23 protein-coding genes and 2 pseudogenes are annotated in these 25,184 nt (G+C 52.5%); 15 read left to right on the top strand and 10 right to left on the bottom strand.

Features of this window, described 5'->3' with window-relative positions; all coding sequences use genetic code 11:
* The first annotated feature begins 6 nt into the window (after nucleotides 1-6).
* The 7 genes from KRAC_RS37465 (at nucleotide 7) to KRAC_RS37435 (ending at nucleotide 8,084) form a co-directional block, all read left to right on the top strand.
* Nucleotides 7-588: a hypothetical protein gene (locus tag KRAC_RS37465; RefSeq protein ID WP_007916412.1), complete on the top strand. Its 582-nt coding sequence runs from the start codon at nucleotides 7-9 to the stop codon at nucleotides 586-588.
* A gap of 101 nt (nucleotides 589-689) precedes the next feature.
* A complete protein-coding gene (locus tag KRAC_RS37460) occupies nucleotides 690-1,448 on the top strand; it encodes a winged helix-turn-helix domain-containing protein (RefSeq protein WP_007916408.1) in 759 nt (252 codons plus the stop codon).
* Between the two features lie 399 nt (nucleotides 1,449-1,847).
* On the top strand, nucleotides 1,848-2,255 hold the full coding sequence (locus tag KRAC_RS37455) for an Rrf2 family transcriptional regulator (protein ID WP_007916405.1): 408 nt from the start codon (nucleotides 1,848-1,850) through the stop codon (nucleotides 2,253-2,255).
* Between the two features lie 186 nt (nucleotides 2,256-2,441).
* Nucleotides 2,442-3,344: an NAD(P)/FAD-dependent oxidoreductase gene (locus KRAC_RS37450; RefSeq protein ID WP_007916403.1), complete on the top strand. Its 903-nt coding sequence runs from the start codon at nucleotides 2,442-2,444 to the stop codon at nucleotides 3,342-3,344.
* A gap of 19 nt (nucleotides 3,345-3,363) precedes the next feature.
* Nucleotides 3,364-4,896: a DHA2 family efflux MFS transporter permease subunit gene (locus tag KRAC_RS37445; RefSeq protein WP_007916400.1), complete on the top strand. Its 1,533-nt coding sequence runs from the start codon at nucleotides 3,364-3,366 to the stop codon at nucleotides 4,894-4,896.
* Between the two features lie 554 nt (nucleotides 4,897-5,450).
* Nucleotides 5,451-6,353, top strand: a complete 903-nt coding sequence (locus KRAC_RS37440) for a class I SAM-dependent methyltransferase (RefSeq protein WP_007916398.1) — start codon at nucleotides 5,451-5,453, stop codon at nucleotides 6,351-6,353.
* A gap of 198 nt (nucleotides 6,354-6,551) precedes the next feature.
* Nucleotides 6,552-8,084 (top strand): zinc ribbon domain-containing protein, encoded by a 1,533-nt coding sequence (locus tag KRAC_RS37435; RefSeq protein ID WP_007916395.1) that lies wholly within the window; start codon nucleotides 6,552-6,554, stop codon nucleotides 8,082-8,084.
* Nucleotides 8,085-8,165: 81 nt separating this feature from the next.
* Here KRAC_RS37435 and KRAC_RS37430 read toward each other — a convergent pair whose 3' ends face one another.
* Nucleotides 8,166-8,822, bottom strand: coding sequence for a DoxX family protein (locus KRAC_RS37430; protein WP_007916389.1), 657 nt, complete (start codon nucleotides 8,820-8,822; stop codon nucleotides 8,166-8,168).
* Between the two features lie 854 nt (nucleotides 8,823-9,676).
* On the opposite strand from KRAC_RS37430, the pseudogene KRAC_RS76780 reads away from it, so the two are divergent.
* Nucleotides 9,677-9,925 (top strand): annotated as a pseudogene (locus tag KRAC_RS76780) (integrase core domain-containing protein); the annotation flags it as partial.
* 16 nt (nucleotides 9,926-9,941) lie between these two features.
* On the opposite strand, the gene KRAC_RS76775 reads toward KRAC_RS76780, so the two are convergent.
* Both KRAC_RS76775 and KRAC_RS37420 read right to left on the bottom strand, forming a co-directional pair.
* Nucleotides 9,942-10,139, bottom strand: coding sequence for a hypothetical protein (locus tag KRAC_RS76775; RefSeq protein ID WP_040445653.1), 198 nt, complete (start codon nucleotides 10,137-10,139; stop codon nucleotides 9,942-9,944).
* Between the two features lie 108 nt (nucleotides 10,140-10,247).
* Nucleotides 10,248-10,586 (bottom strand): hypothetical protein, encoded by a 339-nt coding sequence (locus KRAC_RS37420; RefSeq protein ID WP_007916387.1) that lies wholly within the window; start codon nucleotides 10,584-10,586, stop codon nucleotides 10,248-10,250.
* A 336-nt stretch (nucleotides 10,587-10,922) separates the two neighbouring features.
* On the opposite strand from KRAC_RS37420, the gene KRAC_RS37415 reads away from it, so the two are divergent.
* The 3 genes from KRAC_RS37415 (at nucleotide 10,923) to KRAC_RS67040 (ending at nucleotide 13,104) form a co-directional block, all read left to right on the top strand.
* A complete protein-coding gene (locus tag KRAC_RS37415) occupies nucleotides 10,923-11,414 on the top strand; it encodes a hypothetical protein (RefSeq protein ID WP_007916386.1) in 492 nt (163 codons plus the stop codon).
* 557 nt (nucleotides 11,415-11,971) lie between these two features.
* Nucleotides 11,972-12,571 carry a helix-turn-helix domain-containing protein gene (locus KRAC_RS37410; protein ID WP_007916261.1) on the top strand — a complete coding sequence of 200 codons (600 nt, stop codon included), beginning with the start codon at nucleotides 11,972-11,974 and terminating at the stop codon, nucleotides 12,569-12,571.
* Complete coding sequence (locus tag KRAC_RS67040) at nucleotides 12,553-13,104, top strand: transposase (RefSeq protein ID WP_157507746.1); 552 nt, start codon at nucleotides 12,553-12,555, stop codon at nucleotides 13,102-13,104. Before KRAC_RS37410 ends, KRAC_RS67040 begins: the two co-directional genes overlap by 19 nt.
* A gap of 63 nt (nucleotides 13,105-13,167) precedes the next feature.
* On the opposite strand, the gene KRAC_RS37400 is transcribed toward KRAC_RS67040, so the two are convergent.
* The 5 genes from KRAC_RS37400 to KRAC_RS37380 form a co-directional block, all read right to left on the bottom strand.
* Complete coding sequence (locus tag KRAC_RS37400; protein WP_007916384.1) at nucleotides 13,168-13,698, bottom strand: hypothetical protein; 531 nt, start codon at nucleotides 13,696-13,698, stop codon at nucleotides 13,168-13,170.
* Between the two features lie 193 nt (nucleotides 13,699-13,891).
* A complete protein-coding gene (locus KRAC_RS37395; RefSeq protein WP_211221384.1) occupies nucleotides 13,892-14,506 on the bottom strand; it encodes a DUF6985 domain-containing protein in 615 nt (204 codons plus the stop codon).
* A 389-nt stretch (nucleotides 14,507-14,895) separates the two neighbouring features.
* Entirely contained in the window at nucleotides 14,896-15,786 is an 891-nt protein-coding gene (locus KRAC_RS37390) for a PhzF family phenazine biosynthesis protein (protein WP_007916381.1), read from the bottom strand.
* A 610-nt stretch (nucleotides 15,787-16,396) separates the two neighbouring features.
* Nucleotides 16,397-17,380, bottom strand: a complete 984-nt coding sequence (locus KRAC_RS37385; protein ID WP_007913590.1) for an SDR family NAD(P)-dependent oxidoreductase — start codon at nucleotides 17,378-17,380, stop codon at nucleotides 16,397-16,399.
* 172 nt (nucleotides 17,381-17,552) lie between these two features.
* Complete coding sequence (locus KRAC_RS37380; RefSeq protein ID WP_007916380.1) at nucleotides 17,553-18,125, bottom strand: TetR/AcrR family transcriptional regulator; 573 nt, start codon at nucleotides 18,123-18,125, stop codon at nucleotides 17,553-17,555.
* Nucleotides 18,126-18,926: 801 nt separating this feature from the next.
* Here KRAC_RS37380 and KRAC_RS37370 point away from each other — a divergent pair.
* Complete coding sequence (locus KRAC_RS37370; RefSeq protein WP_007916379.1) at nucleotides 18,927-19,490, top strand: GNAT family N-acetyltransferase; 564 nt, start codon at nucleotides 18,927-18,929, stop codon at nucleotides 19,488-19,490.
* Between the two features lie 349 nt (nucleotides 19,491-19,839).
* Here the strand turns inward: KRAC_RS37370 and KRAC_RS37365 are convergent.
* Together KRAC_RS37365 and KRAC_RS37360 are read right to left on the bottom strand one after the other, a co-directional pair.
* Nucleotides 19,840-20,217 (bottom strand): annotated as a pseudogene (locus tag KRAC_RS37365) (IS6 family transposase); the annotation flags it as partial.
* Between the two features lie 613 nt (nucleotides 20,218-20,830).
* Nucleotides 20,831-21,781, bottom strand: a complete 951-nt coding sequence (locus KRAC_RS37360) for an alpha/beta hydrolase (protein ID WP_007916377.1) — start codon at nucleotides 21,779-21,781, stop codon at nucleotides 20,831-20,833.
* 1,343 nt (nucleotides 21,782-23,124) lie between these two features.
* On the opposite strand from KRAC_RS37360, the gene KRAC_RS37355 reads away from it, so the two are divergent.
* From KRAC_RS37355 to KRAC_RS78615, 3 genes are all read left to right on the top strand, one after another.
* Nucleotides 23,125-23,607, top strand: a complete 483-nt coding sequence (locus tag KRAC_RS37355; RefSeq protein ID WP_040445650.1) for a hypothetical protein — start codon at nucleotides 23,125-23,127, stop codon at nucleotides 23,605-23,607.
* 186 nt (nucleotides 23,608-23,793) lie between these two features.
* Nucleotides 23,794-24,453: an MFS transporter gene (locus KRAC_RS78620; RefSeq protein WP_007916376.1), complete on the top strand. Its 660-nt coding sequence runs from the start codon at nucleotides 23,794-23,796 to the stop codon at nucleotides 24,451-24,453.
* Nucleotides 24,345-25,085, top strand: a complete 741-nt coding sequence (locus KRAC_RS78615) for an MFS transporter (RefSeq protein ID WP_169460986.1) — start codon at nucleotides 24,345-24,347, stop codon at nucleotides 25,083-25,085. The genes KRAC_RS78620 and KRAC_RS78615 overlap by 109 nt, the downstream gene beginning before the upstream one ends.
* The last annotated feature ends 99 nt before the right edge of the window (nucleotides 25,086-25,184 follow it).

The following is a 25,184-nucleotide window of genomic DNA, read 5'->3' as shown; positions in this document are numbered from 1 at the left end:
AATAATATGCAGCATAGACACTCTACACCCACAGCACACGCCTCCCACCTGCCTCTCGCCGCCTTATGTGAGCAGGTGTACGCTGCGCAAGCAAGCCTCTCACTGTCTGCCACTGTTCCGCCTTCAGCGCCTGTTGCCAATCTCTCAAAAGGACAAGATATGGTTGCTGAGCTCTCCTTTGAACAGGGAAGAATCACGCGCTGCCAGCTTTCCCTTGGTACGAGTGAGCGAGTGCTTCTGCAACAAGGTGAAGCCTTCCAGGCACTCTACACGGCAGGTGTGCTTCACTGGCGTATGCATCCACAACAGCACAATGCTGAAGCAGAAACAGCGCCTCTATCGGCAATAGCCTCCAACAGCAACACCACGGAACTCCCCGGGCGCGTTCCCCTCCATGCGGTACCCGTCGAGCACGTGCCTCTCACCTCACTGCCCGTTCGTGTCCGTCACGTCTTTTTGCTCAGTAACGGGCAACGAACCCTGGAGGATATTGCCCATGTGCTGCGATTACCTCTTGAGGAGGTTGAGCGCGTCATCCAGATCCTTCAGAAGCGCAAACTGACGATCTGGCAGTCGAGAGCGTCCTGAGCCGATGCATTGGTCTTTACATCGTGTGCATAGACGTTTTCTGCTTACACATCTCGCCGCCGAGACCATGCCTCATCAAGGAAAGGAAAGCACAAGAGGCCATGAACGCAGAATACTCTAGAGAGACCGTACAGCAACACCCTCCTCATATCCTCCTGCTGGGGACGCAGGAAGAAGTGCGCATATTACGGCGGCGGTTACGCGGAGGTCACTTCAAGGTGACACATCTGGTGCATCTGGGAAGCAGTACAGCTGCCATGACTGTGCGGCTCATGCAACACGATGTCTGGCTGGCTTGCTGCACTCATTCGCGCGATGTCCAGCAGATTCGTCAGATCACACCTCGCACACCGCTGGTGATCTGTTCCGACGTGAAGGAGGAAGCGCAGATTGTCAGGATGCTTGATGCTGGCGCTGACGATTATGTCTTCTTTTCCTGCGGGAAGCTGGAACTGCATGCCCGCTTACATGGGCATGCCAGGCGCTATCGAGCATCGCTGGCATCCTCTTGTGAGGCATCAAGGCACCTTGGCCCTTGCTCAGTACTTGAAAGCGAGGATGGGCAAATTCTCCTACTGTGCCTGGAGCGCTGTGTCGTCGTTCGTGAACAGATGCTACGTTTGACGCCCATCGAGTGCACATTGCTGCTCACTCTCATGCGCCAGGGAGGCAAGGTGCTCTCCCATCAGTCGTTGCTCCACGCCGTCTGGGGCAAAGGGTATCACGAGGAAGTGGACTACATCCGCGTCTACTTGCACACCTTACGACTCAAGCTGGAAGACGATCCCAGGCATCCCACCTATCTCGAAACCATTGTAGGAATAGGCTATCGCTTCCGCCAACCGTGTACCTCTCTGTAGAGGGGATGAAAAAGAACAACGTTTTACATGCGCGTGGGGACTCCTCGCAATTTATCCGGGTTAACAATCACATCAATCTCCCGAATACGTCCATCGAGAATATCCAATGTCAGAAGAGAAAAAGGTAGTGTTGCAAAAAATTAAAGCTCAGCAAATTGAGGCACACATGAACAAATTTCACGAGGATAAGATGCAGAACATTCACCTTTTCTCTGCGGCAATGATTCTTGTACCGTAATTACTTGCTCCATTTTCTCGGCTCAAAATTTTTGCAACACTACCCGCCAGACAACGACCACCAAAATCCAGAACAGGGACATCCATCGAAACACTTGACAGCATCCGTCTTTCTGGTCTATTATAGACTTACTGAGTCTGGAATAGAAAGGAGAGAGAGGAGTGAAGTATTCACAAGCGACCAATTATGCGCTCCACACGATGATGTACTTTGTGGCTCTCCCTGTGGGGTCCACCATTGGTGTTCAACGTTTGGCAGAGCTTCAAAAACTGTCTCCGACCTATCTCTCGAAGATTTTGACGAAGCTGGTGAAGGCGGGCATCATCGAGTCGACTCCTGGAGTCAACGGAGGATACCGGCTGACACGAAACAAAGCCGATCTTTCTTTCCTGGAGGTGATTCATGCCATTGAAGGGACGGCCACCTTGTTTCATGATGGGCTTCATCATCACGAGTGCTTGATTCAGGATGTCATGACGCAGGCAGAACAACAGATGGAAGATTACCTCAAAGAGCGAAAGTTGATTGAACTGGTTGGTCAGGTCGGTGACGTGACCTCGCTTGTGTAAATGCACCCGCGTGTTTTTTTTGCCAGCAATCGTAGATATCAAGAGTCTGTGAAGTCTCTAAATAAAAGGATGGATATGGTGTGATCGCTGACTGTGCCATTGGGGAAATGCACTCGCGTGTTTTTTTTACAGCAATCGTAGATATCAAGAGTCTGCAAAGTCTCTAAATGAAAGGATGTGTCTAGTATGATCGTTGACTGTGCCATTCTCGGCGGTGGACCGGCCGGGTTAAATGCGGCACTTGTCCTGGGCCGTGCGAAGAGAAGCGTCATGGTCTTTGACGATAATCGGCCAAGAAATGCCGTCACGCAGGAAACACATGGATTTTTGACACGAGACGGAATCAAACCGCACGAGTTTCGAGCTCTGGCGCACCAGGAAATCAGCAGGTATCCTTCCGTGAACATGCAGCCCGTACGAGTCATTGGCCTTCGCCGTGCTGATAACGCGTTTGAAATCACCACCGAGAAAGGGGATCGATTTTTTGCACAAACGGTCTTGCTGGCTACCGGTCTCAAAGAGATTCTTCCCACGATCGCTGGTTTGCCTGACTATTACGGAAAAAGCCTGTTTTCCTGCCCCTATTGCGATGGATGGGAACTCAGAGATCAGCCCCTGGTCATCATCTCCGAGAGGCCACAAACGTTCCACCTGGTCAAAGCCGTCTGGAATTGGAGTCACGACTTGCTCGTCTGCACGAATGGCCATCAGGTTCTCACGAAAGAACAGCACGATCTGTTGCGCCAGAAAGGAATTGAGGTGGTGGAAGATCGGATTACTGCCCTTCTTGGCAAGCAGGGGCAGCTTGAGCGGGTTGTGTTTGCCACGCAGGGAGAGAGAGAGCGTCGCGGCGGTTTTGTCGCCTCGCAGTTACTTCAGGCCTCGCCTTTTACTGAAGAGCTCGGTTGCCAGCTGAATGCCATGGGAGGAATCATCACGGACCCCCTTGGGAGAACGAATATTCCAGGCGTGTATGCCGCTGGTGACACCTTGCTGGCCGTCCCACATCAACTGATCATCGCAGCTGCCGGGGGAAGTTCGGCCGCTGCAGGCGTGAATGCAGATTTAACCGAACGTGAATTTCTGTAACAGAAAAAAGAGGAAAAACATGAAATTACCATACAGATGGAGGGCCACGCTTGTTATTGCGCTCGGCCTGCTGATGGCGGTCCTCGACTCGACCATTGTGAGCGTCGTGCTGCCACAAATAGCGACGGCCTTTAAGACCTCTATGGGCACCATTACCTGGGTTGCGACCGGCTATATCCTGGCGAACGCGGCCATTATCCCGGTTGTGGGATATATTAGCGACCGCATTGGCACGAAGACGGTGTTCCTCATCGCTCTGGCGCTCTTTACCATTGGTTCCGCGCTCTGTGCCTTTGCCCCGAACGAGCACATGCTGATCGCTTTCCGTGTCTTGCAAGGGATTGGTGGTGGCGCGCTCATGCCGGTTGCAACGGCCATCATTTTCCGTCTCTTTGGCCCCACGGAGCGGGCAGGAGCCATGTCGCTGCTGATGATCCCGCTGCTATTGGGACCGGCTTTCGGTCCCGTGCTGGGCGGCTATTTGGCGACGAACTTGAGCTGGAATGTGATTTTCACGATCAATCTGCCGATTGGCGTCATCGCGTTTCTCCTGGCGCTCCTGATTCTGCGTGGCAAAGCCGGCGAACAGGAAGAGCGTGACGCGGGTGAGCCGGTGGCGAAAGGCTTTGATGTCTTCGGCTTCCTGTTCTCTATGGGAGCCATCGTTACCCTTGTCTACGGCATCTCCATGGCAGGGGCTAACGGCTGGAATGATCGCACGGTCCTCACCTACCTGATAGCCGGTGGCGCGCTGCTCATCACCTTTCTGATCGTCGAACTGCGGGTTGCCGACCCGGTGATCGATATCCGTTTGTTCCGCCGCTACACCTTTACCATGGCGAACATTCTGATCTGGGTTACAACGGCTGTGCTTTACGGCAGCATCTTCCTCCTGCCATTCTTCTTCGAGAACGTTGAGGGTCTGTCCTCAGTGACGACCGGGGAAATTCTCATCTCCCAGGGTCTGGCCATGGTCGTGAGCATAGCACTCAGCGGAAAACTCTACAACCTGATTGGGCCACGTATCCTTGCGGTGGTCGGCGTGGCAATCGTGGCTGTTTCGATGATCGGTTTTACCCACCTGACCATAACGACCACAGGTGCCGATGTCCAGATCTGGCTGATCCTGCGTGGCCTGGGTATGGGCCTGGTGAGCATGCCGCTGCAAACCGTAGGAGTCTCGGTCATCAGCAACAAACAGATGGCAAAGGCCACCTCTCTCATGAGTTCGACCCAAACGGTCTTCAGTGCGATTGGCTTGGCGGTCCTCACGACCTATCTGACGCAGCATGCAGCGGCTCACGCGCAGGATGGAGCAGCCACCTGCATCGCGCAGCTCGGCTCGCACGCTCAGGCGCTCCACACCTGCATCGCGCAGCAGGCGCTGACGATGGGCATGAACGATACCTTTCTGTTCACGCTTATCTGCTGCCTCGGTAGCGCGGTCCTGGCCATCTTTCTTGGTCGCGACCGCGCTCTCGAAGCCGCCAGGGCTGCCCGCCAGCTCGAAAAACAAGATGAGGTAAAAGCGCCTGCTTCCATCGGCGACTAACGCCGATGGTGGAAAGGGAACACGATCCTCCTTGCGTCGAATATGTACAGGTGAACTATTGTGACACACCGCCAACGGTTGAAACCGTACGGCTTCTTCGTGCACTCCTTCGTAGTCGGTGTTGTGAGTCGATGTAGCGTGGCTACAACTCGTTCAACTCCGTAGTGGGAGAGGAATACGCTCAAGCTCTGATCTACACATCAGATATCTTGAAGGGCGGTGCCCTGCCCGTTCACGCTCTCATGCCTTGCTTTGCCGTTGTGTAGCCCTGCGAAGCTTTTGACAGCTTGGAGAGGGTGAACACCTTTCTCTTTCGAGAACTGCTGTTGCCAGCAGTGGGAGGCTTTTCTTCTGCATGTTCTTCGTGCTCGCAACGCTTCCTAAAGCCGTACCGGAGTCGTGCCTTCGTTGCTGCATGTGCATATTCTAACAAGAGAACGTTTGTTCGTCAAGCACAAGGCTAAAGCGACAAACGCCTCACCACTGCCGTTGAAACGGCGTGGCTTGCGGCGGGCTAAAGCCCATATTGTCAAACAGGAAAGGATACATGAGCTATGAGCCATGAGAGTACCCACCGCCACACGGCAGATCAAGGCGATCCGCACAACCATAAACATACGGAAAGCTCAGCGTTTCTGCATCTCTTCGACCGTTTTTTGGCGCCACTCGATAAACAGATTGTTGCGTGGCTCCAGCTTACGCCGGGGAGCCGGGTACTGGATGCCGGGTGTGGTGGTGGTGGCATGACCCGGCTCCTGGCCGGGGCAGTCGGGTCAGGTGGTGAAGTGGTCGCGCTGGATGCCAACCCTCAGTTGATCGAGTGGAACCGGAGTCACGTCAAAGATACGGATGTGGCTGGACAGATACAATTTCAAGAGGGCGATGTGTTGCATCTGCCATTCGAGAATGGTACGTTTGATCTTGTCTGGTGTAGCCGCGTTATTCACGGTCTGAACGATCAGGTTGCCGGGGTACGCGAACTCGCGCGAGTAGTACGGCCAGGCGGGCGTGTCGTGCTGCGTGAGGGCGGACTGCCTCCGCGCTTCCTCCCCTTTGACGTGGGCCTGGGCGATCCAGGTCTGGAGGGACGGCTAGAGGTTGCACACGCGCAGCAGTTCGCCAACTGGCGCGGTTCGCTGCCGAACGGGGTTGCCTACCCCTATGGCTGGATTCACATGTTGCGTGAAGTCGGGTTGAGATCGGTGATGCCCAGGAGTTTTTTGCACGAGTTCACATCACCCCTTGAAGCGTCTCAAAAGGACTATTTAGAGGCCTGGTTGAGCGGCTACCTTCATCATCCAGAGCGTGAGCAGCGGCTCTCGACCCAGGATATCTCTACCCTCGAACAGTTGCTCAATCCAGCGAGTCCACAGTATGTTTTCGCCCGCGATGACTTGCATGGTATTGTGGTCGAAACCATGTATGTAAGCTCTCTCTCGGACGGAAACCATTTGTGAGCTGTTTCTGGCAAGACAATGACAGGATAGGGCTTTAGCCCGCCGCAAGCCACGGTTCTTTAGACCGTGGTGAGGCGTGTTATTGGGCTTTAGCCCTTATCAAATCTAGTACTCATAGAACACATGTTTGACAATTTCACATCAGCAGAGTATTCTCTACGAGAGATACCATCTATTTTGTGAGAGGAGGTCCTGAAAATGGCAAAAGCCACGAAAACCATCAGGCAGGCGTTGCACTATCCGCCGCAGTATGCTGCCTACTTCGCGGCCAATCAGGCCCTCTTCAATCGTGTCGTGGCCTTTTATTTCGACTGTATTCAGGCGCACGAGGGTCTCCTTTCCCTCAAAAACAAGCAGGCCCTCACGGCCCTGGAGAAACTCACGCATGCAACGGAGTCTAGCCCCCATCCGATCATGCCGCTCACCGATCTCGCGCCAGATATCCCGGCGATGTTCAGACGCGCCGCCATCAATGCGGCCCTTGGTTCGGCCCGCGCATTTTTCTCCTCCCTCAAAACATGGCGAGCACGGAAGCAGAAACACGAAGCCAAACACACGAAAAAGCGCAAGAAGAGGCCGTTTCGGGAGCGGCCACCAGTCCCACCCCGATCATGGAACAAGTCGGTTCCCTTCTACGCAAGCCTTTGGCGTGAGCGTCATAGGCATGGTATCGTGCTCAAAGTCTGGACCGGCTCGTGCTGGTCCTGGCTCAAACTACAGATCCTCGGTCGCGATCTCCCCGATGGGTACGCGATGGGCAGTCCACAGCTTGTTCGCAAGGGGGATCGCTGGTGGCTGCATACTCCCATTGAGAAGACCTTCGAGACTCCCGCAAAGAGCGGAGAGCAACTCACCACCGCCCAGACACGTCTCTGTGCGGTGGATCTCAATCTCGACAAGCATCTCGCTGTGTGCAGTGTCCAGACAGTTGACGGCACCATCCTGGCTACGTCCTTCATCGGAAATGGCACAGCGGTATCGGGCTGTAGGAAACAACTCCTTGGACGCATTGCACGCAACCGATCACAGACTGGTCTCATCGCCGAGAACGAACAGGACAATGCCGACCTCTGGGCGAAGATCAGGCACGTGGACGAACAGATCGCGCATCTGGTGAGCGCTCGCATTGTCCAGTTCGCCAGCGAGCACAAGGCGAGCATCCTGGTTTTTGAACATCTGGGCAACCTGCAACCGGAGAAGGGCACGTATTCGCGCCGGAGCAATACCAAACGCGCCTACTGGATGAAGGGGCGCATGTTCCGCTATGCAACGTACAAAGCCTGGCATGCAGGCGGCATCATCACCTGCCGTGTGAATCCGCGCAATACGAGCAGAGAATGCCATCGCTGTCACGCTGCTGTCATTCGCTATAATCAGGGACACCCTGTGGAAGGCTATACCTCCGGTGCCGCACTCTGTCTGTGCCCACAATGCCAGATGCGCGATCATGCCGACCGCAATGCCAGTATCCGTGTCGGACAGCGCTTGATCGAGCGGACGCAAGAACCGTTGAAGGAAAAGCCTCATGCTCGTTCGCAACGTGCGAAGAGGGAGTCGAAAGACTCAGGTGTTGGGATCTCCCAGGATGCCAAACGCCAGATGGGACCATCCATCCCTGCGGCCAGGCGTGGAGATCATGCCAACGGGCATGGCACCGCCCAGGGGAGAAGGCGCCGGATGGGCGCGTCTTTCCCAGATATTGCGTCCCAACTACGGGTTCACTTTGAGTAGTGGCTACGCCACCTGTCTCACGAACCCGACTACGGCACAGTGTCAGAAGCTGCTCGGCTTTAGCCGATGCGGAGTGTCACACTACCGCTTTTCGGGTTCGAGTAGTTTCTCCTGTGCCTGGTTCTGAGCGGGCGTCTCGCTCTTTGTTTCGCGCGTGCTCAACAGCGGTAGCACATAGCGATCACAGCCGATATATCCAGCCACGCGCCACGCGAGTAGAAGTAGCAGTGCTCCGAGCGCCAGATTCGGGTTAATACTGATAGTACCGGCAAAGAGGTAGCTCAGGTTCATAAAGAGGCCAGCGAGAGCCGCGAAGCCCGTAAGGAAGCCAAAGATAAGACCGAGTCCGACGAACACTTCGCCTAATGTTACAAGATAGGAGAATACCACAGCATTGGGAAGCACGATATCGTGCAGAAATGTAGCGTACCAGCCTTGAACGCTGGCATGCTCTCCACTCGCTTTCTGCAACGCCCCCAGCACAAAGTGATGTAGCGCCATTCCACTATGCGCGTTGAACACCCACGCTTCTTCATGGGAGCGGATGCCAAAGGCATTGAATGTAAACGAGTAGCCGGTCAACTTTGCCAGGCCCGCGCTCAACCACGTATAGCCCATATACAGGCGTAAGAGCAGCCAGAGCCAGGAAGCCCGCGTGTCGGCAAACAGGAAGCGCGCGATAGGCAGTTGCGGAGTCGCCGTCACACGATAGGGCTGTTTTAAGATGGTAGCTTTCATCAGAAAGTGCATCCCTTTATATAAGATTCAGTTCCATAAACAGGAACCTATTACCATCATACTGAACAGCCCGAATGTGCCTCGGGAGCAATGGCCTGTTTGGCGCCAGGTACACCTTTACGCTGCCCTTCACTAGAGTGATTGGCGCTCCCGCAATTCATGCAAAGGGTGAGCTTATCAAAATCATGCTCTTGTTCAGAATTCGCTTGTGAAGAAGCCACACAAACTTTTGCCTGTTCGTATTATTGTAGTGACAGAAAAGGGCTTCAGCCCGCCGCAAGCCACGGGGATTCATCCCGTGGTTAGGCGTTTGCGGCTTTAGCCCTTGCCCTTCCGTTTTTTCTGTACGCGAAAAGAATTGATCAGTAGTACCTTGAGAACTGAATAACGTACGGGTTGCATGGCGAAGGGTCATGCGTAAAAACGTTACCGCGTTTCCCACTATCTCAGCTATTTCGACGTGCGAAGGCACGGGTATCCAATCCACGGCTTTAGGAAGTGTCACGTCACCGAACGAATAGCGCCAAGGAAAAGCCTCCGCGCCTTTAGGGTACGTTCCCCAGGAGTGAGCCTCGAAAGAGGCGGGTGTTGCGTCTCTCCAGGACGCCGAAAACGAGAGTTGTGGGCCATCTATCCCTTCTCGAAAGGCATGAGAGCAGCAACGCGCCTGGCACCGCGCAAGAGAGACCATGCATGGATGGATGCATCCTCTCAGCTTTTCCTCCTCCACTACGATGTGCGCCGAGTCGTAGCTACGCTACATTTCTCAGCACATCGTGTACAGAAGAGAGGCGAAAGAAGCCGCGCGACTTCAGTCGCGGCGGAGTGTCACACGATCACCCACCGATGCTTGGATGGCGCAACAACTGTGGGAGGCAACCCCATATGGAGAACAGCCACGCTATCTGATTCGAGATAATGATAGCAAGTTTGGACCAAGTTTTGCATGCGTAGCAACAACAACTGGTATCAAGGTGCTTCGCACGCCATACCGAACTCCGCGAGCCAATGCTGTCTGTGAACGCTTTTTGGGAAGTGTAAGACGAGAATGTCTGAATCACTTCCTAATCTTCCATGAGAAGCAGCTTTCTCATCTCCTCAAAGCATATGCCGTGTACTTCAACCAGGCTCGACCTCATCAAGGACGTGGGCAGTGCATTCCGGACCCGTCCGTTCCATCTGCTCCTCTCCCAAACCCGCCGAGCCAGGTGATCGCCGTTCCTGTGTTGGGCGGATTACACCATGACTATCGCCGAGCGGCATAAACAATGGCAAGAGCAAGTATTCCATGGAATGCCTGAGAGGGGGGATGGGCATGCTTTGCCTATTTTCCTTCTTCGGAAAAAGAGAACAGGTCTTCCCTCCGCTTTATTGTTGAGGTCAAAAAACTGTGCTTCTTTTCTCACGAAGCACAGTTTTTTGACCTCACCTTTCCTGGTGGTGCATCTCGAGATATGGAAGATGAGAACGTATCCCGGTGTAACATTTCGATTTCCTGGAACAGATGTCCCAAGTAGCCAACACAACCACGGCCAACACCGTTTGCAGCAGCAATCCTCGTCCCTTTTTATCGCCGATTTGCCCGATGCCAGACATCTTGTGTCGATGCGTCAAATCCAGTTCCGTCGTATCCTGGATCAGCAGGATGACGGAACGCTCTTGCATCTCTCTGCGCGTCTGCAACCAGTGGGGCTGCATCAGAGCAGCAAACGTGACATCCGACTCGTCAAGGGGTGCGGCAAGTTTTTTTGCGCGAGACTGCATCCAGGAAAAAGCTCAATGCTACAAATAGGATCTCTGCCGCGCAATGTTGACATAGATGGTCAGTAGACTGTTCGTTCTCCATCGTGTTTTCACCAGATTTCCAGCGTGTGACCATCGTCACAGACTTCCAATAGAAAAGGATGTATAGATGTATACAGGAGAAACGTGTGAACTGAGCTCTCACCAGATCATACACCTACAATACGATCACAAGGAGTGGTCATAACATTTTTACCCAGTAAAATTCCCGCTAAGCAGATGACATTTGGTACAGTAGGGGTAAAATACGAGTTGTTAATCACTTCATCTATATCAATATGAGAGGAGATTTTTACTATGACTTATATGCGTTTTATCAGGCCTATTCTTGGCATTGTGGCCTGCATTGCTATTGTGATAGGTTTCTTTCTTCCCTACTTTGTGGTCAGCGGTCCTGATGGAGAGACGACCAACACCATGGTGGATGTTCTCTTTGGGACCACTAAGAACAATCTGGTCAGGGGCCTTTGGGACCTGGTAGGTTGTGCGGTGCTTGTGTTACTACCCATAGTCTCTTTTGTCATGATGCTTTTAGGGAAAGCAAACAAGAATCTGCGTCGTTCAGCGCTCCGCCTTGTTGGCTTTATCCTTGTGGTAGGGCTCATCTACACGCTTATAGTAGCACAATTTGCCTCGCAAATCGCGGCCATTGGGAGTGGAGACATTACAGAGACTGCCGGTCCAGGCTTATGGCTTGTCTTAGGCGGGCTGCTGGTCGTGTTCGTTTGTAACATAGGTGCGGCTGCTGATGTGGAAATTACAAAAGTGGGAGATGAGAAAAAGGAGTGATTTGCTGGTAAATAGGGATCGCTACGTTTTTCCCCCGTTACATTACTCTAAGGGCCAGCAGATTGGGAGGAAAACAGAAAACATTCCTCTCAGGGCAATCATATAGGCTGTCGCAAAAAACGAACGTTATCTAAAGTTCAAGCGTAAAACGTTGTACGTAACGTCTTCAATATGCTTCTTACCATTGGCATGATGAGTAACGAGACGTTAAAGACGTTTTTACGTAACGTTTCAACAATGTGCCAAAGTGCTTCAAAAAGAAACATAAAAGACGTTGAGGACGATGACCCTTTGGCCTTTCGATAACGCTCGTTTCTTAAGATCGAACATCTGGAAGATTTTAGAACAGATTTTGAGCTTGTAGCAGCATCTCAAAACTCATCTCATAATCAAAGTCTCATGTTCTAGATTGTCTGACGAGGTTTCTCCTTCTCCTCCTGGTGAGCTTCAGTAGAGGCATTTTGGCTCAATCTTTCTGCCAACCGCTGTAGTGCTCAATTCCTCATTGGTGATACGCTAAAAGAGAGAAAGCAAGTCACCAAGAGAGGAGCAGAGCTATGCCCAAACACGTGCAAGCCCGAGCGGCGCAGGATGCCCAGGAAGAACGCCAGGTGCGCAAACTGGCCAGGAGTCACCACGCACCTGCTGATTGGAAGTTTCATGCCCAGATGGTGGTGGAGAGCTGGGCAGGCAAGACGCCGCAAGAGATCGCCACCACGCTCTCATGCCATCCGAGAACCGTGCGCATCCACCTGAACCGCTTCAATGCGCAAGGGATCAACGGCCTGGGAATGCGGGAAGGAGCGGGACGTAAACCGCGCTTGACCGAGCAGGAGCGCAGCCGGATTCTGGCCCTGGTGAAGCGACCACCTCCAGGGAGGTTAGAGCGGTATGCCGATGGGAGCCTGCAGGCCCGCGAGGAAGAAGGTTCAGCGCAATGGAGCTTGGATGCTCTCACGGAGGCGGCCCATGCCGCGGGTATCCAGGTGGAGCGGAGCCAGATCCGACGGATCTACCTGCGTGAAGGGGTACGCTGGCGCAATCGCCAGAGTTGGGGAACCAGTGATGACAAAGACTTTGCCCCAAAAGAACTGCGGTCGTCACCCACTACACCGAGCCACCCGACGGGTCGACGACCATCTGCACTGACGAGTTAGGACTGGTGACCCCGCGTACCTTCGCGCCAGCGCCTGGCTGGTCAGCGGATGGGCACCGCATCAAAGCTCCCCTGGAATACAGTCGTGGGGATGACAAGGTGTGGATCTATGGAGCGCTGCGGGTCCGCGATGGCAAGGAGATCACGCGCTGTGCGGCTGCGCGTAATTCCAAGAACTACATTGAGCTGCTCAAAGACATCGAGGCGGATAATCCGACAGGGGACATCTTTATCATCACGGACAATCTCTCCAGTCACAATAGTCTGGAAACCCGCACCTGGCTGGTGGACCATCCGCGCATCCAGCACATCTTCATTCCCAAAGGCGCCTGTTGGCTCAATCTGCAAGAAGGGTGGTGGCGCCTCTTCCGACGCGATGCCTTCGCTGGCCAGAGTTTTGCCAATGCTCATGAGATCGAGCGAGCGATGAGCGTCGCCACGGCGCAACTCAATCGGCGAGCCAAACCGTGGATCTGGGGACGGCCGCCCAAAACGCGACGCCACCTGCACCGTCTCTTTTCTTACCGCCTTTGAGGAATTGAGCACTAGGTGCTCCTCCTCTTTCTTTTCCTCATTCACAGCGCAAAAATCCTTTCTTTACAGATCAATTGAGAGATCACCCAGGAGTGTATTAAAGCGCAACCGCTCCCTATCTAGCCCGGATGCGAGTTCAAGTCTGGCCTGGGCGATTTGAGCACCGCCCAATTTGAATCCTGGGTCGAGTCGGTAGTTGAATGCGACCTCTAAAGCCGTATAACAGAGGACATGCAGAGAAACTAATGGACAGTCGGCGAGGGAGTCCCCCCCGCATGCTCGATCTGGGTAGCGCAGGTGGAGGATATTGTGCGAGAGCGTCAACAGAATGAGCACCGCATCTCCTTTGAACTCAGGGTACTTCTCGTTGCATTGCAAGACGAAACGCTCAGCTTTCAAAAACGTTCTTTTGTCACAGGGCTTTTCTTCCCCTCGGTAGCGTAGACAGGTCTCTTCCCTGGGGGCTGTTTTGAGCCATTGCCGCCGTTCACGGCGACGTGCATTGCGCCGCTGTCGCCGCTCCTCGTAATCCTGGACCTCTTGCTTTATCTCATCCAGACTCATGTATTGCAAATGCTTCTTCCTCCGAGGCATCCCTTTCGGCCTCCTTTTCTCTTCTCGCTCGGTCGTTCATCTCGTGTCATGCCAGGGCATACAAAGCTGTCGAACAGCAATCGTCACGCCGCCAGCAGCTGAGGGGTGCGGCAAGTTTTTTTTCATGAGGCAGAGTAGGCCCTTAATACTCAAGGGCCAAGATGATCTATTCAGGATTGGGCCATATGAGGGCTCAAATCGCAGAGAGTAATGGATCCTCAGAGTCAGGAATATCGTAGGCATCTGCGGTTGTGAGATGCCCATCCTGTTGGCTTACCCTAGTGATCCTTGCGCCGTCTTTAAATACGAGCTGGAGACCATGCTCCACCTCCCACTCACATTCACATGCAACCTGTACATAAATGGCCTCGTCCCTACGATCCCTTTGGCTGATATAAACTTCTGTGGGATACACATATTTCCAGATATCCTCTTTCGTGCTAAGCTCAAGAGGGTCCATATCGACAGCATCAAGCGTTTTCTCGTAGCTCTCATAGACCAGATCAGAGAGGCTATCGCGATAATGAGTATCTAATTGAAAGAAATTCTGAAGGGCCCTTTCTATCTGTTGAACAAGGTTAGGATTGGGTAGTGGATCGGTAATGACAAATCGTAGGGGTTTCCCACCGAAAAAATTCACGCTAACTTCATCGCTACATACCCACTCTTCATCGCTAAATACCCACTCTGGAATATCGAGATGTTGTTGTAAGGAACCTAAACCCTGGTTAGAGTCATTCATATGAGTCATATTCTCCTGCAATCTTTTTTCTTTTCCGCCCTTCCAATACAAAGATGATTGCTTCAAGCGTACCTGGTCCTCCAAAAGTTTACAAGGAATTGGGGGTTGGTTAGCCAAGTCAGGGTGTTATGAGGTGTAAATTTTGGAATTACGTGGGTCTTCCGCTCCTTTGGTGAAGGATGAGCTTATTGAACAAAAACCCTGTGCTCTTTGAACAGAGAACCAGAACCTCGCTCTTGTCCTAGTGAAGAGCTTTCACCAAACCCGCGGAAGACCCAAAAGATTGGCCGTTTCCTACCAGAAGTTTGGCCGCAGGTTGCCGATTGAAGAAAACGTCTCTTCAATCGGCACGAGTCTCCTTCACCAATGGATGAAAAACAAGGGGGATGTGGTTCAAACGGTACTTTGTCATAATTTCCACTTACGAGGCTTCTTCTTGGCCCAGGTTATGAAGACTAGAGAAGCACTTCTCCCTGGAGAATCACCACAGCGCTCCCACCGATTTTCACCGTCTCAATGGCATCGCGTGAACCAACAATCTCTACATAAATCTGGCTCGGTCGCTGCATCCAGTGCCCCTGTTCAGCGATGAAGGCTGGCTGCTCAATGAGCTGATACTTCCAGAGATACGCTGCCATCCCCCCGGTTGCTGAACCCGTTGCCGGATCTTCCGGCACGTCGGGAGGTACCCCGAATTGGCGCGCAAAGGTAGCGCCAGCCGGGGTAACGCCGCCCAGGCAGAAGAGATGCGGGCTGAAGAAATCGCTTCTGTCACGCAGGCGCGTGTAGGTTGGAATATCCAGTTGCGCCCGGCGTAATGCATCATGGCTGCGCAGCGGGACCATAATCATTGGCGTACCCGTGCTCACGGTCTGAATGGGTGTCTCTGGTAAGGCGTCTTCGGGCGCAAGGCCAAAGGCGGATAGGACCTCCTCGGCCTGGTAGGTACGCAGAAAGAGGGGCTTTCTCTGGGTCATCACAATACACTCGACCTGGCCCTCTTTGGCACTAATCTCAACCGTGATTGGACCGTCGCGCAATTCAAGCTGGATCGAAGTATAATCGCCTTGTAGTTTCAGGCGACCGCTGTGTACCAGGGCCATCGTCGTCGCAATGGTGGGATGACCGGCCAGGGGAATCTCCTCGGCGGGAGTAAAATAGCGCACTCCAAAATCGGCGATCGACGATTGACGCACAAACGCAGTTTCCGAGAGGTTGGTCTCGCGGGCAAACGCAAGCATCAGTTCATCATCAAACTCGTCTGTATCCAAGAGCACCGCGCAGGCATTGCCTGCGAGGGGCCGTGTGGTAAAGGCATCTACTTGAAAAAACGGGTAGGTGGGCATATAACGATTTCTTCCTTTCTTCTCTTCAGCGCTCTGCCCATCTTCTCAAAAAGCGCAACGTTGTACCAGAGCCAATCATGAATGAACAGAGACAGCCATTGTGAGAAGCTTGGAGCGCATAACCGCATAGGCATTCCCCATCCTTAGAGTCGATGTCTTGCATGACTCTACGACGCTGTTCGTGGCCAACCTTTCGGTAGGAAACGGCCAATCTTTTGGGTAATCCGCAGAAGCATCTTTTGGCAGCGATTCTGCATTGTGCAGCATATCGTTGTCATTTCTCAGGTAAATTGGCGCGTTTCTCTCAGATAATTTGCCGACGATTGGCTTGAGGGGTGCATTGAGACGATTTTTGAGAAAAACTTCTCTCTCATAATATGGCGGTGCAATTTCATCTCATCCCTTTGATGCTTTTCGGAAAAATGCAACGGCTCATTTTGTAGGCATAAAATGGCGTCCTTTTCGGGCTGTTGCAAACGGTGACGAGAAGCAAATCGGAGGGAGGCCCAGGATACGTGAAAAAATCTATCACTTTGAGTAGTTTTCACACGTATCCTGGCCTACCTCCGATAGGGACACGCATCTCCCCGCAATGCGGATTCGATTCGCCTTACGCGGTGGGTTGGCCGATGAGTTCGAGCGAGACCGTCCACAGTTTCTGTGCGATGTCCGGGTCAATCGCCCACTGCTTGACACCGTCACTGTTTTTGAACAAGTCAGCGTCGTTGGGCACCGTGTGGGCCTCCTGGCCGTCGGTAAGATAGTGTCCGCCGGTGTGGGCGAATTCGGGGGCAACTGCCGCGACGAGGGTAGTAGCGGCACCTTGCTCGACAGTCTTGTAGACGAAGACTCCCGCGGCCTCGGCGGCGGCCAAGTAATCTTTTTGTTTCTGTGTGAAGTCTCTTTGCAATCCGGTGGCGATACCGCCGGGGTTGGCAGTGTTGGTGACGATGCCGTCGGCGGCCCAGCGGCGCGTGGCTTCGACCGCAAATAACGAGTTGGCGGTCTTGGACTGTGCGTAGGCCGCCTGCGGGTCGTACTCGCGTCGTTCAAAGTGGATGTCGTCGAACACGACTGGTGATCTCATATGTGCTGTGGAACTGACCGAGACGATGCGTGCCTCGCCCCGTTCGCGGGCACCAACGGCGAGGGCGTCATGCAATCCAAGGCTCAGAGTGAAGTGACCAAGGTAATTGGTGGCGAACTGCAGTTCCCAGCCTTCCGCAGTCTGGGACAGAGTGCTCGGAATGGCCCCTGCATTGTTGATCAGCAGATGCAGCGGTCCCTTCCAGCTCTGGACAAAGTTGGCTACTGAGGCTTGATTGGCGAGGTCCAGAGCGGTGACGCGCACACGCTTATTCCTGGTTGACTTCGCAATGTCCTCGGCAGCCTTCGCGCCAGCGTCGGTATTGCGGACTGCGAGGGTGACTCCCGCACCAGCACTAGCGAGTGCACGAGCGGTCTCAAGGCCGATGCCAGACGAGGCTCCGGTGACGATGGCACGGACGCTAGAGAGGTCGAGACCAGCTACGACGTCCGCAGCGGTGCTTGTGACGTTGAATCGGGTTGTGATGAGTGGATTGGGTGCTGTCATGAAAATCTCCCAAAAGAAACATGAGTGTTTGTGATTGTACCAGAAGTGTGGAGAGCCGTGATTGATAACACACACGTCCCATTTGCCTTGGCACAATCTAATAGTCAGACAACGTTTGGCAATCATTTGTTTTATAAATGATTGTTTAGGCACTCATTTAAGAAGAAAATTTTTAGGACCCTGTCACCGCATTCCAGAAAGCGGTAAAGCCAGCATCCCCAAAACGGTCTGCCTCTGAAGGATGGAGTGCAATGAACTCAATTGTCATATTCATGAGAGAGAGGAGTAAGGTCGTACCAAATTCATAGGGCTGATCTTTGAGAGCACCACAGGCAAACGTCTCTTGAATCATCGCATGAAGAGCTTCGTATCCTTCCATACTCAGGCGTTTGGTCTGTTCCCAGATGGAATTCGAAACGCTCAATTGGGTTATGACTTTGTATTTATCAGGATGGGCAATGCCGAACCGAACATACATGTCCCAAACCCAACGAGCACGGACCCCTAAGCTTGCATGGGCGGGATACGTGTCGAGCATGTTTGCTCGCACTTCGGCCTTCAATTCCAAATACAATTCATTGAACAGTGTCTCCTTGGTCTCAAAGTAGGTGAAGAGTGATCCTTCTGAGACTCCGGCTACTTTGGCGATTTTGGACGTAGGGACACTCAAACCTTGCTCGGCGATCAGCTGAACTGCTGCCGCAAGGATAGCGTCGCGTTTCTCTGGACTTTTGGGTCTTGCCATACACTCTCACCAATCGAATAATGACTGAGTACGTACTCATTATAGCAGAGCTGAGAGGAATACGCGAGGACTGCTCGTAATATTCCAGCACATCGTCGTCTCGTTCCAGCGCGTAGAGCGCCCAGAATTCTACCCGATCACTTTCAAACTGGATAGACACACCCATTTTGGGGCTAGGATAGCGTCCGGTGATATTACTGGCACGCCCACTCACGTGGCGAATCGGGCGAGATGAACGAATGGAGGAGATGAGCGCTTCCGTTTCAGGAGTCAACTGAAGATGCTGGCTCCAAGTATGAAATGCCTCGGATGTCATTTTCATGGCCACGTTCCCTTGCGTTGTGCTGGAATCGCCAGTTTCTTGCTCTCTCAAAAGCAAGTATACCTGAGATTCACTAGAAATGCGATCACTTTTAAGCATTCCCTGGCGTCTTTCTCAGATATCGTGGCGAGGATGCCAGAGGATCTCAGGAACAAGAGCAGTGGAAAGCAACGAAAGAATAAGAAATGATGCAGCGCCAAATTATGTGAGAAAGCCCATCCTCTAAAAGCACCTGCCAGCGTGGCGCGTTTTCTGAGAAACCATCAATTTTATCTGATAAATGACAATCGTGGCAGTGCGTCGAGAGAATGCTGTCTTCACGCTTTTTTGCTCACTTTTCTCAGATGTTCTTGCCAGAATATACTGCACAGTGCCAACATATGCTTCATAGGATTGTCTTTTTCCTCAACATACGGTATGCTTGTCTTAGGTTGAGTTGTCCCTCGTAGGCCACCATCCGCCTTGCACCGTTCTGCACTATGGAATTACGCTATCAACAACTCTCACCAGTCAATGTCGAGTCTGCTCACGAGATCTTGCGTCTGTGTGGACTAGATATGCAGGAACGCCTGGGTTTGAACCATTGGGTGCCTCCTTATGCCCTGGAGAAATTGCGCTGGGACGCTGAGAATCGCCAGGTGTACGCCGTCCTGTACGCGAACCAGGTCATCGCAACGTTTACGCTTGGGACTACTCTCCCCAGGTCGTACCAGAAGATTCCGGCCATTCTGGAGATGTGGAATACCCCGCAACCATATGCTCTCTACGTTAACCATCTTGCTATCTTGCCCTCTTTTCAGGGTCGCGGTCTTGGTCGCCAGTGTGTCCAAACGATCGAGGGCATGGGAGCTTTCCAGGGCTGTGATGTGCTTCGTTTGGATGCCTACAGCAAACATGCTGGCCTTCAGATCTTCTACCCAAAGCTCGGCTTTCGTAACGTCGGACGCTTCTCTCTCTGGTCTGAACGACTCGGTGAGGCTGAAACAACGTGCTATGAGAAACGTCTGGCTCCGCAGATTAGAGCAGACGAACGGCATCCCTAAGAAACCATAGCCTCCTCTTGTGCCTGAATGAGATTTGCCGTCGATGAAGTATGGATGTTTCAGGGCAAAACAACCGTAGAGATTTCAGGTCATCTACTACCTTCTACCCAGAAAGCCTCTGTGAAGGATATCTTGGCAGCAGATTTGCTCACTTTTCCAACAGAGAGATCTGGATGAAATAGACATCTGCGGCAGCGGCTGTGTTTTCATCTAATACACGCTTAGGCAAGTCCAGCAGCGGCCTGAGCCGAAATGACGACTCAAACATAGTTTGTGAAGCAATTCGCGCCGATGCGCTTGTGAAGCATATCCCGCCGGATTTTGCCAAAGGGGTCTGCAAATCACAGGATGCGGTGAGTGTTTTGAGAAGAAACTGTTTGGCTGCTTGTGTATCTCGCGTCGAACTGAAAAAGAAATCGAGCGTGTTTCCCCGCGAATCAACCGCTCGATACAAATACATCCACTCTTTTTTGACTTTGATATAGGTTTCATCAACCCGCCAGGAGTCCGTCGTGATCTTTAAATTCGCTCGACACCGTCGTTCGAGTTCGGGCGCATAGTGCTGAACCCAGCGATAGATCGTCGTATGGTCGACAGGCAATCCGCGCTCAAACATCATTTCCTCTAGGTCGCTGTAGCTCAAAGCATAGCGAAGATACCATCTCACGCACAAGAGAATAATGTCGGCTTGGAAGTGGCGCCATTTGAACGGGTGCTGCTCTGCCATGACGAATTCCTCTTTTCGCTCGACTGTAGCAGATCAGCTTATTTCTTGCAACACAACCATCGCGCAGGCGAGCGCGATTTGCTGATTCGCTATCCCCATTGGAGGGTGCAGGACTACGCCTAGTACTGCGTTCCTCATTGGTATGAATAAAACGATGAATCCAGGTCTAGAGCTAAAGCAGGCATGCCTTACCTATAGGTTTAGCTAGCAGGAATGTCAGCGCCAATGAGGAACGCAGCATTAAGTAGCTCTATCCTCGCCAATTTTCTGAAACCAACCGAGATTGGGATTGCTGATCAGGTCAGGTGTTTTTTGTTCAATGGTCTGCCGCCACGATATGCGTCAGAGAGCACTTTTGCGTAGGGAGTTTTCTGCTGCGGATTACCCAAAAGATTGGATCTTACACAGCTTAGGTGAGACTAGGTTGCTTCTCTCAGAAGGGGGCCCAGGATTCCATGTAAAAATCACTCATAGTGATAGATTTTTACATGGAATCCTGGGCCTCCCTCTTCCGGGGTCACTTAGTTCAGACACGCACTCATGATTTATTGGATTTGCGCGTTTTTACGGGAGAATCCAATAAATCATGAGTGCGTGGTTGCGATGGAAGCAGTTATCCCTGCTCGATGAACGCCAGCCCTTTGAGCACATACTCCGCAAAATCTGGTGGATAGCTATGATCCAGGCTGGGGCGGATTTCAATTTCGCAGGGGAGATCGTATTCCTGCATGATCTCAACAACCTTACGCGAGATCTTCAGGCATTCGGTATCTTTGTCGCCAACGAGAATAGAGCCGCGCAGGCCAGCGGGCTTCTGGGAGGCAAGCAGAGCAGGTAGAGCCTCTAATTCAGCCTCGCGCAAGTAGGGTCCCAGAACGACGAAGCCGCGCGTCTTGATCGACTGGTGCAGCGCCATCCAGATTGCCTGACCGCCGCCCATCGAGAAGCCGCCGAGCACCACGCGTCCTGGATCGATGGAATATTCGCGGGAGAGCTTGGTCAGATGCTCGCGTATCTCGTTGATACCGATTTCGCGCTCATCCCAGACAAAAGCATCCTGCCCAACGATTTGCGAAGACTGTGGCACGGCCAGCAGCCAGTTATGAGTGATGACATTGCTCCAGTGTTCAACGGTATTGTGCATGTTGCCGGTATTACCATGCATAGCAATCAGCAGTGGAAACGCTTCTTGCTGCGCCTCTGGCTTTCTGACAAGTAATTCGGGTTGTGCGTTGGCCTGTGCCTCTTTGAGACGCTGGAGACAGATCTCGGCCATTTCCTGAAACTCTGGCAGTTGTTGCAGCGAGGCCAGATCAGGATCATCTTTCAGCCATTTGGGTGGAAACCATTCGCCTCGATCTAGAGCCTCGCGGAAAATATGCAGAGCTTCTGCTGGCTTGCCGAGTCGGGCGTGCATGCAGAGACGCCAATAGGCGATTTCACGAGAGTGATCAGGGAAGCTTGCCTTCTCCTGTTCAACGAGTTCAAACGCCCGGCTGTACTCCTTAGCATTGTACAACTCCATGAGTTGCTCCTGGAGGATGTAGAAAGTCAGTTCGCTCATAATGTCTTTCCTTTCTATTCTCTGCCTTTGATACCAAGGGAATCATAGCTTATAGAATATGTAAATGTCTATCTTTTGTTTTAGCGTTTTGCTTCATAATTTTGAGGGGAAAGACAGCCCTGTGAATCATATGTTGGCACTGTGCAGCATATTCTGGCAGGGAAATGAAGGGAAAATGAGTGAAAAAGCACGAAAACAATCTGTTCTCGACATACTGCCACGATATGCTACACAATGTGGAATCGCTGCCAAAAGATGCTTCACAGCATCACGTTGCCTGATGGTTCTCGATCAGCTTGGGAGCGTGAAATGATGCCACGACATGCTTCACAAACACTGCCTACAGGAGGGTAAAATCACAGCAGCGAAACGGGATCAGATGTTTCACAAAGTTCGGCTCAATACAGGCCCCATACCGTTTTAGCACGCATGGTCATTTTACAAAATTTTTGTATTTTTGGGCATCAACTTCTTTTCCAACGAGAACTATTCGTATTTTTCACGCCTCCCCCATAGTAACAATTGCCAGCCAAACGTATGCAAAAATACAGAAAGGGAGCCACTCATCAAGACATGGCCCCCTTCCCGTCTCCTGGCAGATGCCGTCATGGGGTCTCATTCCAGGCTATGCCCGAAACGTCGACCCTTCTGGAGAAGGCCGATCTTCCGATAAAAAGTCTAGCATTGGCGAGAATACGAAACCTTTGCTCAAAACGTCGACTCTTGCGAAAAATACTCGACCTTCTGGAAACGAGTCTACGATCGTTGAAGATCATAGATCTTTAGCACCAGGAAAGGTCGACCCTTCTGCGCAACAAACGCAGACCCGAGAGAGCCATACGCATACACGCGCGCACGCGCGTGATAAATTCACTCATCTCACATATTCTCTTTCACCAAAAAAGAGAAACTTGAAAATAATGACAGTGAAGTGAGTACATATCACCTCACACACAAACAAATCAGCCATTTCGCTATGGTTGGCACCGATGAGCAATCAGGTCGATCGTCTCCATCCTCCAGGGCTGCAACTGAAGATCTCTCTGCACTTCCGGTAGCAGAAAAAACCTCTTCCGCTGCTGGCAAGGAGTGGCTCCCAATGTATCGGCCTCAACGTGCGCCTCGAGCGAAAATACAGGCATACCTCGCATCCATGTGGCTCTGACTTCGCCCTAAACTGGGAAGAACTTCGCCCGACATTGGGTGGTTTTCCTCTTCCCATTTACTGCCCTCGTTGAGTACACTTACCCCTGACACCTGGAGATCGCTACAGAAGAAGGAGATACCCGCTATGTCTCACCTACTCACTCGCGTCCTGCTCATACTGATGATAAGGAGATCGTATGTCATATTCATGCGCTGTGGAGGTGCAATGGTATGGCTGGCGCTGGCTCCTGGAGGATTTCCACAAAGCCCTCAAAACGGGCTGTCGGATGGAACATCACAACGTGCAAAGCATGGAGGCTCAGTGGAAATTACTTGCGGTGCTGACTCCCATTGCCTTGCGTTTGTTGATCATTCGGCACACGGCACAGCAAGCGGGAAACATGCCAGCGACCGACGTGGTTTCGCAAAAAGCCATCCAGGTCATCGTCTTCTTGGATCGACGTCACCCACGGGGTGCGCAACGAGATGAGTGCCTCATCCATTTTTGGGATTCAATGAAGAGACTCTCTCAACACATGAGCAGAACGCGAGGAGAAAAGAAGCGCTGTAATTCACTCAAGCGCTTCTTGTCACGACACAATTGCTCACTCATCCAAAGATCCCATCTGTCTCCAATACCTCCTCCAAACGAGTCCGCGACAATTGCTTTTAGCGAGTAAAAGAACGTCTCTCCGTTTTTTGCAAGGCGTCGTTTGTTCCTTTGTTACATCCATAAAATTGCGTACTTGTTTCCTGCTCACCGCTTCTGTACATTCGTGGTATCAACCCGATTTCACATGCCGCCTTGACCCGTTGGCCATTGACTTTGCGGCTTAAAGAACGAAAGACGCGAAAAAGGAATTGCTATGTCCACCCAGATACCAGAACAACCACGCATTGAAGAAGCGGTCAAACCACGAAACCGTTTTTTGCTGAATCGAAACTTTACCTTTCTTGCCATCGGGCAAGCCATTTCTCATCTCGGTGATTTTGTCTATAGCACCACACTGCTGGTGTGGGTCTTTACCCTGACACATTCAGCTGCTGCGGTCAGCGGTGTCTTGATTGCTCAGTATGTTCCCATGTTTCTGCTTGGCCCGGTAGCGGGCGTTTTCGTCGATCGGTGGAATCGCCGCACGACTATGGTAGTAGCCGACCTGTCACGCATGACTGTGGCGCTCCTGCCCTTGTTTGTGGCTGGTACTTTGCGCCTGCCTACCATCTATCTCAGTGTGTTTCTGATCTCGGTGTTTTCGCGGTTCTTCACTCCAGCCAGGGCGAGGATCACCCAGATCATCGTCACGAGTGAGCAACAGGCCCAGGCCGCCTCTGTCGGTCAAGCCACCTTTGCGCTTGCTATGGTTCCCGGTCCCGCGCTGGCAACACCTTTGTTCTTTGCCGTTGGACCGTTTATCGCTTGCAGCATCAACGCAGCGTCATTTCTGGTATCTGCCCCTGTCTCCTGGCATTGCGTGCTCCGCGTGCCGCATTCCATCCCTCTCTCCTGTCGGAGAAAAGTGGCCTGAAAGCTGTCGGGTCTGAGTTGTCCGCAAGTTTCCGGCTCATCATCACGACGCGAGTTCTCCTGGTGGCGGTCGGCATGGCTTTGATTGCCATGCTCGGCGCAGGCGCAATCGAGGCATTGGGCGTCATCTTTGTCAGCCAACGGCTTCATGTCAGCTCCAGTCTCTACGGACCATTGGTCGCAACTGGGGGGGTGGGAATACTGGTAGGAGCGGTCTTGGCTGGCCTTCTGGCTACGAGGATGACCTCAAAAACGATCCTGACTGGCAGCGTCTTCCTGTTAGGTCTGGGTCTTGTGATCTATGGCTTCCAGACCTGGTATGTGGCAGCGTTTCTGGTGTACTTTCTTCTTTCCACCCCAAATGGTGGAGTTGAAGTTGGCTTCGCGCCCATGATGCTCAATGCAACTCCACGCGCGATGATCGGGCGTGTCCAGGCCGTCATGGAAACGGTGATGTTTGGCACGAGTCTCGTCTCGATTGCTCTGGCTGGCGCTGCTAGTCAATTCATTCCCGTCTGGCTCATTTTTGTGATCAGCGGAGTTCTCATGGCCCTGGCTGGCCTTTTCGGCTGGTTTGCCCTTCCAGGTGGCTTCAGACCAAAGGGAATCGAGACACAAACAGCGAGCGATTGAGCGCTCCCCAGGCTGGTCGAAAGCGAATGCTTTCTCTCAACAACGGAGAGATTGGTCGTCACAAGCCCCCCTTGCATCGCAGAAGAAATTGCTGGAATG

Origin of the sequence: Ktedonobacter racemifer DSM 44963 (genome assembly GCF_000178855.1) — a bacterium.
Lineage (GTDB): Bacteria > Chloroflexota > Ktedonobacteria > Ktedonobacterales > Ktedonobacteraceae > Ktedonobacter > Ktedonobacter racemifer.
This window is presented reverse-complemented; position numbering and strand designations above follow the sequence as displayed.

Coding starts and splice junctions, on each gene's coding strand:
- KRAC_RS37400 (WP_007916384.1), bottom strand. CDS start 13,698: ATGCCTCGGAGGAAGAAGCATTTGCAATACATGAGTCTGGATGAGATA.
- KRAC_RS37430 (WP_007916389.1), bottom strand. CDS start 8,822: ATGAAAGCTACCATCTTAAAACAGCCCTATCGTGTGACGGCGACTCCG.
- KRAC_RS78620 (WP_007916376.1), top strand. CDS start 23,794: ATGTCCACCCAGATACCAGAACAACCACGCATTGAAGAAGCGGTCAAA.
- KRAC_RS37370 (WP_007916379.1), top strand. CDS start 18,927: ATGGAATTACGCTATCAACAACTCTCACCAGTCAATGTCGAGTCTGCT.
- KRAC_RS37360 (WP_007916377.1), bottom strand. CDS start 21,781: ATGAGCGAACTGACTTTCTACATCCTCCAGGAGCAACTCATGGAGTTG.
- KRAC_RS37450 (WP_007916403.1), top strand. CDS start 2,442: ATGATCGTTGACTGTGCCATTCTCGGCGGTGGACCGGCCGGGTTAAAT.
- KRAC_RS37440 (WP_007916398.1), top strand. CDS start 5,451: ATGAGCCATGAGAGTACCCACCGCCACACGGCAGATCAAGGCGATCCG.
- KRAC_RS37460 (WP_007916408.1), top strand. CDS start 690: ATGAACGCAGAATACTCTAGAGAGACCGTACAGCAACACCCTCCTCAT.
- KRAC_RS37410 (WP_007916261.1), top strand. CDS start 11,972: ATGCCCAAACACGTGCAAGCCCGAGCGGCGCAGGATGCCCAGGAAGAA.
- KRAC_RS37435 (WP_007916395.1), top strand. CDS start 6,552: ATGGCAAAAGCCACGAAAACCATCAGGCAGGCGTTGCACTATCCGCCG.
- KRAC_RS37380 (WP_007916380.1), bottom strand. CDS start 18,125: ATGGCAAGACCCAAAAGTCCAGAGAAACGCGACGCTATCCTTGCGGCA.
- KRAC_RS37465 (WP_007916412.1), top strand. CDS start 7: ATGCAGCATAGACACTCTACACCCACAGCACACGCCTCCCACCTGCCT.
- KRAC_RS37415 (WP_007916386.1), top strand. CDS start 10,923: ATGACTTATATGCGTTTTATCAGGCCTATTCTTGGCATTGTGGCCTGC.
- KRAC_RS37385 (WP_007913590.1), bottom strand. CDS start 17,380: ATGACAGCACCCAATCCACTCATCACAACCCGATTCAACGTCACAAGC.
- KRAC_RS37420 (WP_007916387.1), bottom strand. CDS start 10,586: ATGCAGTCTCGCGCAAAAAAACTTGCCGCACCCCTTGACGAGTCGGAT.
- KRAC_RS37445 (WP_007916400.1), top strand. CDS start 3,364: ATGAAATTACCATACAGATGGAGGGCCACGCTTGTTATTGCGCTCGGC.
- KRAC_RS37390 (WP_007916381.1), bottom strand. CDS start 15,786: ATGCCCACCTACCCGTTTTTTCAAGTAGATGCCTTTACCACACGGCCC.
- KRAC_RS76775 (WP_040445653.1), bottom strand. CDS start 10,139: ATGCCCATCCCCCCTCTCAGGCATTCCATGGAATACTTGCTCTTGCCA.
- KRAC_RS37355 (WP_040445650.1), top strand. CDS start 23,125: ATGTCATATTCATGCGCTGTGGAGGTGCAATGGTATGGCTGGCGCTGG.